17 protein-coding genes are annotated in these 16,462 nt (G+C 52.4%); all 17 read right to left on the bottom strand.

The window, feature by feature from the left end; genetic code table 11:
- Nucleotides 1-68: 68 nt before the first annotated feature.
- Nucleotides 69-1,385 carry a flagellar filament capping protein FliD gene (gene fliD / locus LI015_RS01610; protein WP_227123847.1) on the bottom strand — a complete coding sequence of 439 codons (1,317 nt, stop codon included), beginning with the start codon at nucleotides 1,383-1,385 and terminating at the stop codon, nucleotides 69-71.
- Between the two features lie 17 nt (nucleotides 1,386-1,402).
- Complete coding sequence (locus tag LI015_RS01605) at nucleotides 1,403-1,807, bottom strand: hypothetical protein (RefSeq protein WP_117626652.1); 405 nt, start codon at nucleotides 1,805-1,807, stop codon at nucleotides 1,403-1,405.
- Between the two features lie 8 nt (nucleotides 1,808-1,815).
- Nucleotides 1,816-2,220: a flagellar export chaperone FliS gene (locus LI015_RS01600; RefSeq protein WP_002577877.1), complete on the bottom strand. Its 405-nt coding sequence runs from the start codon at nucleotides 2,218-2,220 to the stop codon at nucleotides 1,816-1,818.
- 36 nt (nucleotides 2,221-2,256) lie between these two features.
- Nucleotides 2,257-4,827, bottom strand: coding sequence for a flagellar filament capping protein FliD (gene fliD, locus LI015_RS01595; protein WP_227123845.1), 2,571 nt, complete (start codon nucleotides 4,825-4,827; stop codon nucleotides 2,257-2,259).
- Between the two features lie 202 nt (nucleotides 4,828-5,029).
- Entirely contained in the window at nucleotides 5,030-5,728 is a 699-nt protein-coding gene (locus LI015_RS01590) for a late competence development ComFB family protein (protein ID WP_227123843.1), read from the bottom strand.
- Nucleotides 5,709-6,506 (bottom strand): ParA family protein, encoded by a 798-nt coding sequence (locus LI015_RS01585; protein ID WP_021895269.1) that lies wholly within the window; start codon nucleotides 6,504-6,506, stop codon nucleotides 5,709-5,711. The genes LI015_RS01590 and LI015_RS01585 overlap by 20 nt, the downstream gene beginning before the upstream one ends.
- A 45-nt stretch (nucleotides 6,507-6,551) precedes the next feature.
- On the bottom strand, nucleotides 6,552-7,487 hold the full coding sequence (locus tag LI015_RS01580) for a hypothetical protein (protein WP_227123841.1): 936 nt from the start codon (nucleotides 7,485-7,487) through the stop codon (nucleotides 6,552-6,554).
- Nucleotides 7,456-8,238: a PocR ligand-binding domain-containing protein gene (locus LI015_RS01575; RefSeq protein WP_227123839.1), complete on the bottom strand. Its 783-nt coding sequence runs from the start codon at nucleotides 8,236-8,238 to the stop codon at nucleotides 7,456-7,458. Before LI015_RS01575 ends, LI015_RS01580 begins: the two co-directional genes overlap by 32 nt.
- Nucleotides 8,239-8,292: 54 nt before the next feature.
- A complete protein-coding gene (locus LI015_RS01570) occupies nucleotides 8,293-8,691 on the bottom strand; it encodes a bacteriohemerythrin (protein WP_117626647.1) in 399 nt (132 codons plus the stop codon).
- A 12-nt stretch (nucleotides 8,692-8,703) separates the two neighbouring features.
- Complete coding sequence (locus LI015_RS01565) at nucleotides 8,704-9,657, bottom strand: chemotaxis protein (protein ID WP_117626646.1); 954 nt, start codon at nucleotides 9,655-9,657, stop codon at nucleotides 8,704-8,706.
- Nucleotides 9,658-9,672: 15 nt separating this feature from the next.
- Nucleotides 9,673-10,158, bottom strand: a complete 486-nt coding sequence (locus LI015_RS01560) for a chemotaxis protein CheD (protein ID WP_002577869.1) — start codon at nucleotides 10,156-10,158, stop codon at nucleotides 9,673-9,675.
- A gap of 2 nt (nucleotides 10,159-10,160) precedes the next feature.
- Nucleotides 10,161-10,778, bottom strand: coding sequence for a chemotaxis protein CheC (locus LI015_RS01555; protein WP_002577868.1), 618 nt, complete (start codon nucleotides 10,776-10,778; stop codon nucleotides 10,161-10,163).
- A 39-nt stretch (nucleotides 10,779-10,817) separates the two neighbouring features.
- On the bottom strand, nucleotides 10,818-11,609 hold the full coding sequence (locus LI015_RS01550) for a flagellar hook-basal body protein (RefSeq protein ID WP_227123837.1): 792 nt from the start codon (nucleotides 11,607-11,609) through the stop codon (nucleotides 10,818-10,820).
- 11 nt (nucleotides 11,610-11,620) lie between these two features.
- Entirely contained in the window at nucleotides 11,621-12,421 is an 801-nt protein-coding gene (locus LI015_RS01545) for a flagellar hook-basal body protein (RefSeq protein WP_227123835.1), read from the bottom strand.
- Nucleotides 12,422-12,440: 19 nt separating this feature from the next.
- Nucleotides 12,441-13,217 carry a sigma-70 family RNA polymerase sigma factor gene (locus tag LI015_RS01540; RefSeq protein WP_002577865.1) on the bottom strand — a complete coding sequence of 259 codons (777 nt, stop codon included), beginning with the start codon at nucleotides 13,215-13,217 and terminating at the stop codon, nucleotides 12,441-12,443.
- 19 nt (nucleotides 13,218-13,236) lie between these two features.
- Nucleotides 13,237-15,363 carry a flagellar biosynthesis protein FlhA gene (gene flhA / locus LI015_RS01535; protein ID WP_117626642.1) on the bottom strand — a complete coding sequence of 709 codons (2,127 nt, stop codon included), beginning with the start codon at nucleotides 15,361-15,363 and terminating at the stop codon, nucleotides 13,237-13,239.
- 21 nt (nucleotides 15,364-15,384) lie between these two features.
- Nucleotides 15,385-16,458, bottom strand: a complete 1,074-nt coding sequence (gene flhB, locus LI015_RS01530) for a flagellar biosynthesis protein FlhB (protein WP_117626641.1) — start codon at nucleotides 16,456-16,458, stop codon at nucleotides 15,385-15,387.
- Nucleotides 16,459-16,462 lie beyond the last annotated feature (4 nt).

Raw genomic sequence — 16,462 nt, 5'->3', positions numbered from 1 at the left:
TCCCATCGCAGTGACATAATCCAAAGAAAGCTGCACATAAAGTATGTACAGCTTTGCTAACACATCCCTTATGCCAGGGTGTTGAACAGCAGGCCAACCGTATAGAAGTTGGTCATGTTGTACGGTCCGCTTCTGGCAAAATTGGATAAATACCGGAAGTTGGCAGAAGATGTTTCCTGCTCCCTTTTGCTGACAACAGCGGCAAGGTCACTGTCCACAATTCTCTGGACCGGGTCGGACAGGGCTGACTCCGCCCGCCTGGCCGCCTTTTCCGCCATTCCAAACTGCCCGCCCAAAAGGGATTTCGTACCTTCCAAATCCGTTTCCAGGGCATTCTTTAAGGTATCTTTGTCTAATTCCAGTTTACCGTCCTTATTGTAGGTAATCCCCACCGCCTTCAGGGTCTTGGCGTCCGCCATCCCCCGTCCAAAGGACGCCAGGTGCGATGCTGCTCCGGTTCCCCTGTCTCCATTGTCTTTCAAAAGACCGGATACCTCATTGTAGCTTTTCACCAGGTCTTCCACCGCAAAAACCACGGTATCCTCATCAATGCCGGTGTAGACCCTGGCCTCTCCTGTTCCTTTCAGCTCCGCCTCAATCCTGCCGTAATCCAGACTGATTTTGTTGGAATCCGAACGCAGGGTCCGGGCACTCCCGTTCCCGGTCACCGTGTACACAGCATCCTGGGCCCGGACAGCAGCATCCTCAATACCGGATGCAGCCCCTGTGGCTCCGCTGACCGTAAAGCCGCCGGCTTCCCCTTCCCTGGCTGATGTAAGCACCAGGGACACCCTTCCGTCCACATTGGACACGGATGCCCTGACGCCTGCGCCGGACTGGGCGTTGATGGTTCCTGCCGCTTCCTGGTACATCTGGTGATAGGTCTTGGCTGTCCCGTTTTCATTGACACTGCTCACGGCCACAGATATGGTACCGCCTTCAGGGCCGGTAATCTCAAATTCCATATCCGCCCCCGGGTCCACCTGTTCCTGGGCATGGTGTGACGCGCTGGCATTCTGCTGCGTCTGGGCCAGGGACTGGACATTCAGGGTGATATCCGTATCCCCTTTCAGCCGGTAGGACGCAGAAGCCACGGCCACAGAGCTGTCCGTGGTGGTTACCTGATAGTCATTCCATACATTTTTACTGCTGCTCTCCGTAAGCTTTAAAGCCGCTGTCTCCAGTCCGGTCAGCTTTGACTGATAGTCCTTCAGGAAATTCTGGATATCCTCATAGGCCGCCTTGGATGATGACGTGGCTGAGGACACCCGCTTAACGGGACTTACGGCCTGATAACCGGAAGAACGTCCGGTACCTGAGAGCCGGATTAGATTGAGCATATTCTGATACTGATAGCTGCTCCCGGATATGCCGTTAACCGTCATGGCAACTCCTCCTTTCCTTATTTATTAGATGCATAGTAGGACCGCCTGCCGCCAATGTGTTGGTTCAGGCGCTGGTCCGCCTCCCGGACCTCTTTTAACAGTGAGGCGGTCTTACTGCGTATCTCAAGAATCTTTCTCTCCTCAAATCCCTTTGGCTCACCTGTCCTTAAGAACTCCTGTGACATCAGCCAGCGGACCTGCCCTGCTTCCTCCGGCCCCTGTTCGGCCATCAGCCATATCTGTTCCCCGGCAGCTTCAATCCTGGCCATCTCGTCGGCCCGCATCTGAAGAATCAGTCCAAGGGATACCTGGTCATTTCTTGAAGCTGACTCCAGCAGTTCGCCTGTAAGCCGTTTCATTTCCTGCATCCCGTTTAAACGTTTCTGCAACAGGAGCATGATTCGTTCCAAATCCAATGCCATATCCTCTCCTACCCCAGGATTCCCCTGTTCTGGACCACATGTGTATCCTTGACCTTCAAGCTGGCCTGGTCAAACGCATCCTTCAGTTCAGAAAGGATGCGTCGGACCCTTCCTATCTCCTCTTTCTCCCGCTCCCGTCCGGCCTTAATCCTGCTGATATCATAAATCAGATATTGATAAATACGCCTTAAGTCCCGGCTGATTGGCTGCTGCATGTCCAATATATCAATCAGATACCGGACAATACGTGAGGTACGCAAAAGGGAATCCTCAAACATCCCGTATTCCTTGTCTTCCAGCGCGTATTCTGCCTTTGACAGGCGCCGGATTGCCTCCTCGTACAGCAGCAGCAGTAATTCCGGACCGCTCATGGAGTATATGCTGTTTTCTTTATACTTCTGGTAACCGTTCATTCCATTCCCTTCCTGACAGATACAACATGCCTTCCATCACGCCTGGAACTGGGCCAGATAGCTGGCCTGGCTATTCATCTGGTTAATCAATGTCTCCATGGTGGTAAACTGGCTGATGTAACGGTCCTGTTCACTGGCAAGCCTTGCATTCAGCGTATCCAGGACACTCTGCATTTCTTTCAGATCCTTATAAATCTGGTTATTCATGATAGAAAGCGGTATCTTTTCAGAACCAGCCTCCTCAATCAGACGGCCGTAGGAGTTTCCGTTCCTGTTGGCATATTTGGTGGCATATGGCGTCAGGGTATCTTCTATGATGCTGGCAAGCCCTTTCTTTATGTCACCGCCTCCGGTAAATACATTCGACACCTTTTCAGGGTCGCTGGTCATGGCTGCCTTGAACTTTGCCTCGTCAAAGGTAATGGTGCCGCCGTCCAGGTAATCATCGGAAATGGTAATCCCCATCTCCTCCAGATCCTTATAGTTGGCGCCGTTAGCCATCAGGTTTGTGAGCACGCCCTGCATGTCCAGGCTCAGGGCCCGCATGGTGGCGTCATTGTAGAGCAGCCCCTGCTTGGCCTTTTTCTCCCAGTTCTCAATGGACTTATCCGACATCTCATCCTTCTGTTCTTCGGTAAGAGGCCCGTAGGCTTTATCCGGCCTGGTTGTAACCTGGGTATTGATTTCCTTAATCATTTCATTGTATTCTTCAATGAATTTTTTGACCGTCTCGGTCACTCCGTCCACATCGGCTTTGGCGCTGAAGGTGACGGCCTTGGACCGGTCGGAATTCCAAACCCCGCTGGCATCCTGGGTCACATTGCCGAATTCCTGGGACACCGTGACCCTCAGTCCCTCAAGGTCAAAGGTATTGGATGAACTCTCAATCATTGTGCTGATACCGTTGCCGTAGCTTACCAGGACCTGGGCATTTTTTCCCATTTCAAAGTTTCCGTCTGTGTAGTTGCCAGCTGCATCCTTTACGGCCCCGAATATATCCGCAGAGGCCCCTTCCAGCTGAATCTCCCTGCCGCTGCCTGTCTCAGATGATATCAGTACGAACTGGTTGGTGCTGCTAAGGTAGGAAGCCTTGACCCCCACGTCTTTGTTGGTGTTTATCTTATCAATCATACCCTGGATGCTGGTATCAGCCGTGACGCCTCTAATCGTCTCACCGTTAATCTTCAAACCACCTGTCTCCAGGGAGTTAAGGAACTGCGCCCGCTTCGCCTCTGCGTCAGGCCCATCTGGTATCAGCTTGTCTATATTATCCCTGATGCTGCCTTCCAGGTTCAGCTTATTGCTGGCTCCCTTCTGTATTCCCAGGACATTCCTGATTTCCGCGTTGTCAGAGGTAACTGTAAGTGTTTGATTCGACGAGGCATTGCTTCCCAGTTCAAAGGAAAGCGGGTCAATGACCGGATTACCGTCAGTCCCGATGACTGGATTACCATCCGCGCCATAGTGGGTGCCTCCGGCCACTTTAATATTATCCGTACCAAACGCCTGGTTCAGCCTGCCCTGTATGATGTCCTTTAAATCGTCCAGGTCCGCAAACGTATCGCCGCTTTTCACCAACTCTATCTCCTTGGTCTGGCCTCCGAAACTGATTGTAAGCTTTTTCCCGGTAAGATACTGTGTCATGGTCTGTCTGTTTACATACGTGTCGTTTAACTGCTTCTGGTTTTCGTTAAACTCACTGAGGCTGATTCCGTCTGAAACCGTCTTATCTGTTCCGTCCGCATTCTGGGGATTGTATCCCAGGGCGGTGAGGGCGCTTGAACTGGAGTTAATCACCAGGTTGGTGGTCTTTCCTGCCTTGGTCTGCAGGTTCATCTTGCCATCTGCGTATACGAATTCCATTACATCCGAAATAGAATCCTCCCCTGATTTGATGCCGGACTGGGACAATGCCTTGTTCAGCTGCATGGCCAGCTTTTCTCCGCCCGTCATGGTTACCCCGTCCACCTCCACGGCAGCATCCAGGTCTATGGTATAGTCAATCGGCACGGTTATATCCTTGCCGTCCCCATCCTTATCCTTATAGGAGGAAGGGAAGGTAAATATCCCCGCCGACTGGTACTGGTCCCCGCTGTATGTCCCGAACCTCAGCTGTCTTCCCTGCAGCAGGGAGCTTTTATACACGGGATTAGTAAGGCTGTCCTGGGTTATGCCTGTATGGATGGATGAGGTACCTTTGGAAGCAGACTGGAGCGTTGATGAGCTGGCCAGCTGCTTCACCCCTAAAATTGACAAATAGTCCAGCATATTGGAAGACCCTGTGGCCGACACGAACTTGGTGATATCCGAATCCCCCATTGCCGTAATCTGATTCTTGGCAAACATGCTGGGATACTTAAGATTAGTGCCTGATGCAAAGGAAAAATAGTTATCCTGCAAAGCCAGCATCTTATCGCTGACCGCCTGAAATGCCTCCTGCTTCCAGCCAAGGCTTGTCATCTTATTCTTTTGGTTTGTTATCTTAGACTGGGTTCCGGCCGTCATCTGCTCGATAATGGAATCCCGGTCAATTCCGGAACCAAAACCGCCATACCCTCTTAAACTGGTATTTCCAAGGCTGCTTGCTGCTCCTGATACACTTGCCATCTGTATTCTCCTCTCACATCCGCTGCTAAATGATTTTCAATCTCCTGCGTTTCCCCCGGTGCACAGGGAACATGCTGCCGGTAACGCATAGTCCTGCTATCTATAATTTATTTATCGGCGGGTTTTGAAGAAAAATAATAAAAAGTGCCCAAGTTTATCAACCTGTGCACTTTTTTATTTTAAACGCTTCATTCATCATTCTTTACTTGTCATAGGGACCGGAACGGTCGTGTCTTGGGTTTTCTTTTACATCCATGCATGCCTTGATGATTTCCGTGAGGATCCTTACCTTGAATTTGCTTTCATAGAATCCGATGATGGGAGCCGTGGAACTCTCGTCCACCACAACATACTTTGCAGGGAGCCTGGTGAGGATAAGGGCCATCACATCCGCCTGGCAGCGGCTGCACATACATACGTCATACTGTTTCAGGTATTGCTTCAGGTTCATCCGCTTAAGAATCTGCTCCATCACATTGACCATATGGTAATGATCCAGTTTTCCCTGAATCTCTTCCTCCAGCTGGTCTGTGAGCCGGTCCAGGATCTTATTGGAAATATTGTCATTCCGGCTGGTCTCATCTACCACAATCACAGTCTTATCGCCATTGGCCGTGATCCTTGATACGGGTTCTTTTGGATTGACCGCTTCCTGGGCTGTTTCTTTTGGCGCCCCGCCCTGGACCGTCTCTTTGGACGCCTCGCCCTGAGCCGTCTCTTTTGGCGCCCCACCCTGAGCCGCCTCTTTTGGCGCCCCACCCTGGGCTGCTTCGGTCACCGCATCCTTTTTCTCCTGTTGGGCCTCTTCCTTTTTTTCAGCAGCAGCAGCCTCTTGTTCCGGGGCGCTTCCATTGGTAATCAGGTTCAGTACATGGGATGTCTTATTGGTCTTCCTTGGCACGCTCCATCACCTCCTTTATGTGGATGGCCTCCCCAACTTCCTGGATTAAATCCTGGTAATCCTTTACGGCTGACGACCGCGGATTATAGTCAAATATGCTTTCGCCGTGGGCAGGCGCTTCCGCTATGGCCACCCCGGTACGGATTTTGGTCCTAAACACAACTGTATTAATCTGCAACGCCAGCTGCTGGGCCATTTCCATCACATCCCTGGAGAGAAGGGTCCGCTTATTAAAGCGGGTCAGCAGGATTCCCATGACCTTAAGGCCCGGGTTAAAGCTCTCCCTGACAGACTCTATGGTCTCCTTAAGCTGGGCCAGCCCCACAAGGCTTAAGATGTCGGATGCCAGTGGAATGATCAGGTAGTCGGAAACCGCATAGGCGTTCACTGTCAGAAGGTTAAGGGCCGGCGGTGTGTCGATGATGATGTAATCGTACTGCTCCATCACCGGCGCCAGCGTTTCCTTCAGTATGCATTCCCCTGGACCGGAGGACGTCCGCTCCACCCCGCTGCTGAGGGTGATGTCCGCGGTCAGTATATCGCAGTATTCTGTCCGGCAGATGGCTTCCTGTACCGGAAGCGTGCCCTTTAACGCGTCCAGCACCGTGGGCCCATTGGCCGTCTCCACGCCCAGACAGAAGCCCAGATTTCCCTGGGGGTCCAGGTCCACTCCCAATACCCTCAGTCCTTTTGCCGCAATCCCGGCAGCCAATGCAGCGGAAGTGGTGGTTTTCCCCACTCCGCCCTTCTGATTGGAAACAGTTATGATAGTAGCCAAAGCGTTACCTCCGAATTCAATCTTATTTTATATATGATATTGGTTTTACGGCTGCCACAGAGGCAGCTCTTCCCCGGGACTGCAGTCCACTGCCTGTTTCACCGTCTCCGGGTCCAGGGGAAGCAGCCCTTCCGTCACCGGAGAGCCTGCCTCCTGGCCAGCCTGGGCAAGGGCGAGAGTCCATTCCTCCAAATCACACTTAAGCCCATTCACATAATATAAAGGGTCTCCCCAATCATCATACTCCAGTTCAAAATGCCACAGGCTCTCAAACCGGAAGCCGTTGTCCTCCATCTGGAAGCAGTCCCTCTCACCGCTGTCCTTTGCAATGGTAAGCCACACAGACTGGCTGTCCTGGTTATAGGAAAGATAGGATTTCTCCGGGCCGTCCAGGTCTGCCTCCGAGGCAGGGACCAGTTCTTCCTCCGCAGGATCCCAGACAGCGGTCAGTACCACCCGTCCGGGTGACTGCACCTGGTCCGTCACCACCACATCCCGGTATCCGTCGCCGTTTATGTCCCACAGCATGAAACCAGGGCGCAGGGCGCCCTCCCTTTCTTTATATGCCTTATCCTTCATCTGCCTTTCCAGCTGCTTTTTAACAGCCTTCCGGTAGGTGTCAAAGGACTCCAGGATAAGACCGTCCGGTCCCACATAGTGGTCATCCGGTGTGAACATGTTAAAGCATTTGGCCCCGTCATCTCCCATATAATACTTGTTTTTATCGCGTTTGTCCGTCACCCATCCCGTCTTCATGCGGCCTTTGGAATCCACATAGTATTCCTTCCCCTGGTCCTCAATCCATTCATCCTCTGCCGGACTGCCGGGGGAATAAAAATACATCCAGTATTTTCCATCCTCCGACTGGTCCCAGGTGCCCTCCTGGGCCCCGTGTGCGCAAAGGGGAACCGCCAGGACAAGAGCCGCAGTAATGAGGACTGCACTGCCTCTAATCAAAATCAACCTTTCCCATCTTCTCAATGGAATCCTCCACACTGTCCACCAGCTCATGGATTGCTTCATACACAGCAGATGATTCATTGGCCATCCGGCCGATTTCCTCTGCCACCACGCTGAACCCCACTCCGGCCCGGCCCGCGCGGCCTGCTTCAATGGACGCGTTCAGGGACAGCATTTTCTCCATGGTGGCGGTCTGTTCCAGTTCCCTTGTCTTGGTCTTAATCTGTCCCACCGCGTCCTGGACCTTCTGGGATTCCTGGTTAAACACCTGCATTTTTGACTGGTTTATTTTCTGGTAATAGCTGAGGTTAATCCACTGGTTCATGACCGTGGAAAACAACTCTGCCGACGAACGTATCATTTTCTCAGACCGGACAGGCACCTTACCCAGGGCCTTCAGGTACTCCTCCTCGTCAATGCCCAGCTCCCTGGCAATCCTCCGGAATTTTTCAGGGTCCGGCTTCTGTGGAAGGACCTGTCCGCCAATCACAGCGCCCACCTTCTCCCCGTTAATCATGAGGTCCGCGGCAAAATCCATAAGCCCTGCATGGCAGAAATAGGAACCCTTTCCCTCCCTGTCGCATTTCTCACAGCGCTTAAGGCCTTCGGCATTTCCCCTTGTATATTTCATGCAGAAATCTGTAAAATTGCTTCCCCTGGAAATATACTCCCCCTGGGAATCCACGGCAATGGCGGCCAGCCCCGTTGCATCGGAAAACAGGTCCTGTATCCGCTGGAATTCATTCAAATCCACGATTTTCCTTATATCCATACTGTTTTCATCTTCTTTCCATCAATATGCGCTGTTTTTTGTCCGCCCCGCGGGTCAGGACTGCCTTACATGCTGGGCAACCTTCCTGTCATCCGTCCTGATATGCATTAACAGCTTTCCAACCATCTGGTTCAGACTGTTTAATGCGGTGATGGAAGCGCCCTGGTTCTTTATATCCCTGGCAGTCACGGCCAGTTCACCTTTATACCATTCATGGAACTGCCTGTGGGCAGCATAACCGGGATATGAGGCCTGCACCTGAAGCTTTTCCTCATCCCCAAAATGCTTGGCCACATAGGACACAAGGAAATCCAGGGTGGACTCCACCTGGCTTCGTCCTTTTCCCTGGGAACAGGCGTCCAGCAGGTCGTTCACCGCCTTGAAAAGCTGCCGGTGCTCACTGTCAATCAGGGCGTTGCCTGTTTCCAGGTCCTTTGTCATCTCATATCTCATGTCCTTTTCCTCCTATGCCTTTTTCTGTCCCTGGAATTTTCCCATATCCTGGCCGTACTTCTTAAGCAGTTCGTCCAGAATGGATACAAGATGGCCGATTTCCGGTTTGGCCAGCTGTTCGTCTGCTCCCAGTTCCCTGCCCTTCCTGCGCATCTGCTCGTCAATCAGGGATGAGAAGATGACCACGGGCAGCTTTTTAAGTCTTGGGTCATCCTTAATCAGCTTTGTCAGCCTGTGTCCGTCCATCTCCGGCATCTCAATGTCTGTGATGACCAGGTTCACCTTCTCGTACAGGTCATTGTCATCCCGGATGGATAAAAGGTAATCCCAGGCCTCCTGTCCGTTATTAAAATTCATGATGTTGGTAAATCCGGCCCGCTCCAGGGAATCGTCAATCATACGTCTAAGCAGGATGGAGTCCTCCGCAATCAGGATAGGGGATTCACACAGGGGCCTGTCGCCCATGGCCTCAATCTCCGAGACCTGGATACTGGTCTCCGGCGCTATCTCCGCAACAATTTTCTCAAAATCCAGGATGGTGACCAGCTGGCCCTCACACTGGGCAATGCCGGTAGCAACGCTTTCATCCCCATTGGCAATGGTCTTATCCGGCTTCTGTATGTCCTTCCAGGAAATGCGGCTGATTCCCTCGATTCCCTGTACCCGGAAGGCCACTGTCATTTTGTTGAAATTAGTCACGATGAATAAATCCCTGGCCCCGTTTTCCGGCCGTGTCCCGGACAGGTAGTACGCAAGGTTGATGACGGTGATCAGGGATTCCCTGGGCTTGAAGATTCCCTCCACAGCCGGGTGGGCGTGAGGCATGGGCTTTACCTTCTCACTCATGATGATTTCCCTTACCTTTGCCACGTTAATTCCATAGAACTCCCCCAGGACAGTGAATTTCATGATTTCAATTTCATTTGTCCCGGATTCCAGCAGGATGCCTTCCTTCTCTTTCTGCATAACAAAAACTCCTTTCTATAAATGCTTTTCAGGTTTCCCAAATGTCCGGATTATGACATCCCCGCTTTCCAGCTGCAGCAGCATGGTCCTGGCATATGTACCGCCTGTGTCCTCAGCCACAATCCTCATGTTTTCATCTGTCAGGATTTTCTTTACCATGGCGGCGTTCCTCTGGCCGATATTGCCGAAATCCGCGTTTCCGCTGATTTCAAACATCTTTGCGCCGCCTGCGATTTTAACCGTTGTCCTGGCTTTAACCATTCCAAAGGCCATAAGCTTCCTGATTGTCTCACGGATGCCGGAATCCGCGTATTTATAAATATTGGGGTCGGAAACCCCGTTATGGGCCGGCAGCATGATATGGAGCAGGGCGCCCAGCCGCAAAAACGGGTCATAGAATGATATGCCGATGCAGGAGCCCAGGGCATATGTGATGATCCTGCCCTCGTCCCTGGTGAACTTCATGTCCCCGATTCCCACCTTAAGTTCCTTTTCTGCCATCTCTAAACACCCAGCTTCCCTAATATATCATTCAGTGAACGGATATCAGGAAGCATCAGCAGCCAGTCTGAAAGCCGTTTTCCTTCCATGACAAAATCTGCATTGAAATACATCAGCTTATCGGTCTCATAACCGTATTCGGCAATGGGCACTGTCAGTATGCCGCCCAGCATGTTTACCGTGGAGCTGGGAACGGACAGATGGATGTTCATGTCCACCAGCTGTGAAAAAGCGTTGATATAAGAGCAGATAATGATGTTTCCCACTTCCTCCAGAGCCGAATAGGCCAATGCATCCATTTCCTCAAAGGATGTATAATTTTTGTCCAGCAGCTTTCCCAAAACCGTGTTGGCAAAATCCATGTTGAAAAGAAACAGCATTAACCCGTCCACATCCCCGTCCATCTTCACCAGTGTGGCCGCCACCACTTCCTCAATGTTGCCGATGCGGTCCACCGCATCCTCATATCCCAGGATACTGACCTGGGGAAGGGTGATGCGTATCTCCTTCTGGAGGAACTTGGAAAGGGCCGTGGCTGCATGGCTGGTGCCGATGCTGCTGATTTCCCTCATTGTATCCACTTCCTGAAGGTTCAGATCCTCAAAATTCCTGATTTTCATGTGTGCCTCGCTTTCTTCCGTTCAATTTCCCCGCTGTCATTAACCGCGCAGGGTATTAATGGTACCCTCTATCTCATCCGAGGTGGTCACCATGCGCAGGGCATAGGTAAATGCGCGCTGGCACTCAATCAGCCGGACCAGTTCTTTGGCCATGTCCGTGCCGGATACCTCCAGGGCCCCTGATGTGACGGAGGCCTTCTCCAGGAGGATGGGCTGCGCCCCCTGGTCTGTGGGCACGTATTCGTTATTCCCCACACTGGTCAGACGGCTTGGATTGGCAAAGGTGTAGAGGCTGACCCTGGGTTTATCTTCCTCGTCTTCCTCATCCTCCTCGTCCTCAATCTCCTCATCCTCCTCGTCCCCCATTTCTGCCTGGATTTTATCCACATCCGTGACCTCCGCCTTAAGAGGCTCCTGGTTCTGGTCCAGTACCAGCTTGCCTGAGTCTGTCATGAGATAGAATCCATCTTCCCGCTCCGCCCGGTGGAAATGTCCGTCCCGCGTATAACTGACAGCCCCTGTGGCCGGATCCTGCACCATGAAGAACGCATTGGGCTCCAGGATAGCATAATCCATGGGGCTTCCTGTCTGGGTCAGCCCTGACGTGTCAAAGCCGGTATAGGTCCTCTGGACCTTCATGCCCGCCCCTGCCTGCAGCTCTGTCACCGCGCCCTCACTGTCATTAAGGTTATAATTGATCAGCTGTGAAAACACGGTGGTCTTGGGCTTAAAGCCATTGGTGTTCACATTGGCCAGGTTATTGGAAATCACGCTGAGCTTTTCCGTGCAGTTCCCGGCCCCCAGCGCCCCTACGTAAAATGACTGGTTCATATGTATCCTCCTTACAATCTTCCTACATCTGTCACGGATTTGCTCATGATCTGGTCATACATCTTAAGTACCTGGGCCGCGCTTTGAAGGGCCCTCTGGGATGTCATCATGGCGGTCATCTCGTCCACCATATCCACGTTGGACTTCTCCACACTCTTCCAGATAAGCTGGGGCCGTTCCTCCTGGGCCGCCGCAGGCGCCTGGGCCGTGGAGTACAGTCCGTTGTCCTCCTTGTGCAGCTGCTCATAGTCCCCGAAGTCCACAATCCTTATGGTGCCTAACTGCCTGAGCTTGGGCTCCTCCTCTGAATCCGCTTCTGACTCTGTCTGTCTTTCATACACCGTAATGCTGCCCCTGGCATCCACGCTGAAGTTCTCATCATCAATCCGTATGGGCTGGCCGTCTTCCGAAAGCACCCGGCCCGCCTCCGGCAGGGTGAGGTACCCTTCCTCATCCACTGCAAAGGACCCGTTCCTTGTATAGCGCTCCCCGTCCGGTGTCTGTATGCAGAAAAAGCCGCTGCCCCCAATGGCGAAATCATAGATTCCGTCTGTCTGTTCAAAGCTTCCCTGGTCATAGTCCACATAGGTCCTGGACGCGGTCTTTATCTTGGATGTAACGGAAAGAGGCGTGGGGTTTGCCTTGTTATGCCGTCCGGTCCGGTACAGCATTTCTTCCTGGAATGTGCTGGTGACCATGGTATCCCGCTTATAGCCCGATGTCTGGACATTTACCATGTTATTACTGATGACATTCAGATTCCGGCTCTGGGTCAGCATTCCGGATGTAAGATTGTAAAATCCCTGGTACATATGGCGTTTCCTCCTGTTCCTATTCGTAAATATAGGTATTCATGTAAGTCTTGAGTTTCCGGATGGCGCTGCTGTGGATCTGGGAAATACGCGGTTCACTGACATTGAGCACCTGGGCTATCTGTGTCATGTTTAAATCCTCCACATAATAGAGTGAAATCACCATCCGCTCCTTTTCCTTCAGTTTGTTCACCGCCTCTGTCAGGGTCCTGACCGCTTCCTCCCTCATATACGCTGTTTCAGGCTGCAGGTCCGTGTCGTTGCTGGGTATCTGGACCGACTGCCCTTCCTCCTCCCTGTTTGTCACCATGTCCAGCGAAAGCACGTTTACCATGGTGCTCATCCGCTGTAGCCTCTGGCATTTCCGGATGTCCATTTTCAGATGGCCTGCGATTTCGTCATCCGTGGGCGGACGCCCCAACCGGTCCGAAAGCTCTGTCCTGGCGTCCTCAATGGACCTGTGTTGTTTATGGTAATTCCTTGGCATCCAGTCATTCTTGCGGATGATGTCGATGATCATCCCCCTGATGCGCCTGGAAATAAATGTCTCGAATTTGTTATCCCGTTCCGGGTCATACCGCTCGATTCCCTTCATGATGGCAATTGCGCCCTCGTTGATGATATCCTCCATCTGCATGAAATCCGCATACAGGTTATGCATCTGGATTGCAACTGCCTTGGCTATGTAGAGATACCGGAGCGTAAGCTCCTGCTTTACTTCCAGCTGCCTGTCCCTGTCATACATGGCCAGCAGCTCTTCATTTGTCTTTTCCTTCAATCCATCCAACTGCCGCATATCAAATCATCCTTCACTGTCAGCCATCCTGCAGCCCCGGTCCCTCCAACTTCAGGCTGCCGATTGACTGTATCTGGACATTATTTGCCACTTCATTAAATGAAAGCACCCGCACCTTTGGATAAAACTGCTCTATCAGGCGGTAGAAATGTACCCGCATGATCTGGGAAGTCAATATGACCGGATTCTGGGTAAAGCCGCTGAACTTCCTGAGCTGTTCTGCCATCTGCCGTATCAGGCTCTGAAGTATGTCCGGGTTCAGGGCCAGATAATACCCTCCCTCTCCTTTTGTAATGGAGCCCACCATGGTGCGTTCCAGTTCTGAATCAAGGGTAAGCACCTTCATGCTTCCGTCCTCGCAGTACATCCGTGTAATGGTGCGCTTAAGTGCCGTCCTTATGCGTTCCACTATGGTGTCAATGTCTTTTACAGGCAGGCCTGTCTCAGATACAACCTCTATCATTGTCTCAATGATGGTTTCCAGGTCCTTTACCGGAACCCCCTCTTTTAACAGGCTGGTGAGTATACGCTGGAACAGGCCGTAAGGGATAAGTCCGGGAAATGCCTCCTCCACCAGTTCCGGGGCGGTCTTCTTCACATTCTCCACCAGATGGATCACTTCCTGTCTGGTAATCAGTTCAAAGGCATGCTGACGTATGACCTCCGACAGGTGGGTGACCATGACCGACAGCGGGTCAATTACCGTGTACCCGTATACCTCGGCCCGTTCCCTGTCCTCCGGCCGGATCCACCGGCTGGGGATTCCATAGGCCGGCTCCACGGTCTCTATGCCGTCCACTTCCTTTTCAGGATGCTCCGGCTCCAGGGCCAGGTAATAGTCCATAAGGATTTCACCCCTGGCCACCTCCTCGCCTTTTATCCTGATGCAGTACTGGTTGGTGCTTAAGGCGGAACTGTCCCTTAAACGGATGGAGGGGATGACAAATCCCATGTCCTGGGCATACTGCCTGCGGAATATGACAATCCGGCTGATCAGCCTGCCTCCCACGGATTCGTCCGCCAGAGGAATCAGGCTGTATCCGAATTCCATTTCCACCGGCTCCACGCTTAAAAGGTTATATACGTTATTCACATCCTTGTAATACTCATCCTCTGTCACGGGCCTGGCTGCCGCCGCTTCCTCCAGGGCCGCCTGTTCCCCTTCCGCCTCCTGGTACACGGCCGCGCCTAAAAGGGCCGGCTCAGCCTGGATTTTCCTGGAAAGGTAGTATCCGCTGGCTAAAAGCCCCACGGAAACCATTCCCAGCTGGACCACAGGCATGCCCGGAATCATGGTCATGACAGCCATGGCCACGCCGCTTATCATGATGGAATAGGGCTGGGCCATGAACTGCTTGGATATATCCTCGTTCAGGCTTCCCTCGGACACGGCCCTGGTTACGATCATGCCCGTGGCCGTGGATATGAGCAGAGCCGGTATCTGGGACACCAGGCCGTCGCCCACGGTTGCGATGGAATAGGTGTTCAGCACATTGCCTATGGAATCCCCGGACTGGACGATTCCGATGATGCTTCCTCCTATCAGGTTCACAGCCGTTGTAATCAGGGACATGACGGCATCGCCTTTGACGATTTTGGTGGCGCCGTCCATTGCGCCGTAGAAATCCGCTTCCCGCTGGATCTTCTGCCTGCGCTCCTTGGCCTGCTGCTCGCTTATGAGTCCGGAGCTTAAGTCGGCGTCAATGGCCATCTGCTTGCCCGGCATGGCGTCCAGGTTGAACCTTGCGGCAACCTCAGCCACACGCTCGGCGCCCTTTGTGATTACAATGAACTGCATCAGTACAATGATGAGGAAGATGATGAAACCCACCACCACATTTCCCCTGAGCACAAAGTCCCCGAAGGCCCTGATGACCTGGCCCGATGACCCCATATTGGTCAGGATGTTCCTGGTTGTGGAAACATTGATTCCCAGCCTGAACAGGGTGGTCACCAGCAGCAGGGACGGGAAAATGGAAAACTCCAGGGGTTCCCGTATGGTCATGGTCGTTACCAGGATCATCATGGAAAGGGACATATTCAATATAATCGCCACATCCACCAGACCGGCCGGCAGCGGTATGATTAACAGCAGTATGATAATCAGTACAAAAAGTACCACCGAATAACTCAGTATCTTCTTCATCCGTAACTCCATCCGATTCGTTTATCTGAACATATCTTCCCTGCGCCCGGTCCGGTAGAGATAGAGAAGAATTTCTGCCACTGCCCCATAAAACTCGGCAGGTATCTCCCGGTCCAGCTCACAGGAGGCGTATAAGGCCCTTGCAAGAGGTTTGTTCTCCGTGATATAAACCCCGTTTTCCTCCCCAACCCTTACAATCCTGAGGGCCAGTTCATCCTGGCCCTTGGCCAGCACCACCGGCGCGCCGTGATGGCTGGGGTCGTATTTAAGGGCCACCGCGTAATGGGTGGGGTTTCTGACAATCACATCTGCCTGGGGAACCTTCTGCATCATCCTGCTGAGGGCCATCTGGCGCTGGATCCTCCGTATCCGTCCCTTAATCTCCGGATTGCCCTCTGTCTGCTTGAATTCATCCTTCACTTCCTGTTTGGTCATCTTAAGGTCCCGCTCATACTCCCAGCGCTGGTAAAGGAAATCAAAGAAGGCCACGATACCGAAAGCCATGCTGACCTTGACCACCAGGTCAAAGGCCATGTTTAACATATAGGCAGCCGAGACCTGGGGCTGCATGTCAATCATCCTGGCCACCGGCACAAGGTCACCCTTTATCAGGTTATAGAGCAGGATTAACAGCAGGGTGGTCTTAAACAGGTTCTTCACAAGCTCTATGACATTTTTCAGGGCAAACAGTTTTTTTATGCCTGTAAATGGATTCAGCTTGCCAAATTTTGGTTTTACCACCTGAAAGGACACGTTGAAACGGGTCTGCGCCCCATGGGCCAGGATGCCCAAAACCAGGGCGGCCAGAAGCAGGGGCAGCGCACATTTGAGGAAAGTGACCACGGTCACCGAAAACAGCTGGGAAGACAGAAGTTCCTGGGGATCTCTTCCCACGCCTTCCAGCATCCATTCCATGTACGACCTTATATTCCTGTAAATGTAGGGCATCATGAGCCGTATCATCCAGAATACGCCTAAGAGGAGGATGACCGTGGTTATATCCTTGCTCTGGAATACATTGCCTTCCTTCCTGGCATCATTGCGGCGCTTACTGGTTGGTTTTTCTGTCTTTTCCTGTCCGCTGCTCCCGGCCACTGTC

Source organism: Enterocloster sp. 210928-DFI.2.20, from assembly GCF_020554465.1.
GTDB classification, from domain to species: Bacteria; Bacillota; Clostridia; order Lachnospirales; family Lachnospiraceae; genus Enterocloster; species Enterocloster bolteae.
Note: the sequence above shows the minus strand (reverse complement) of the source record. Positions and strands in the feature narration are given on the sequence as shown.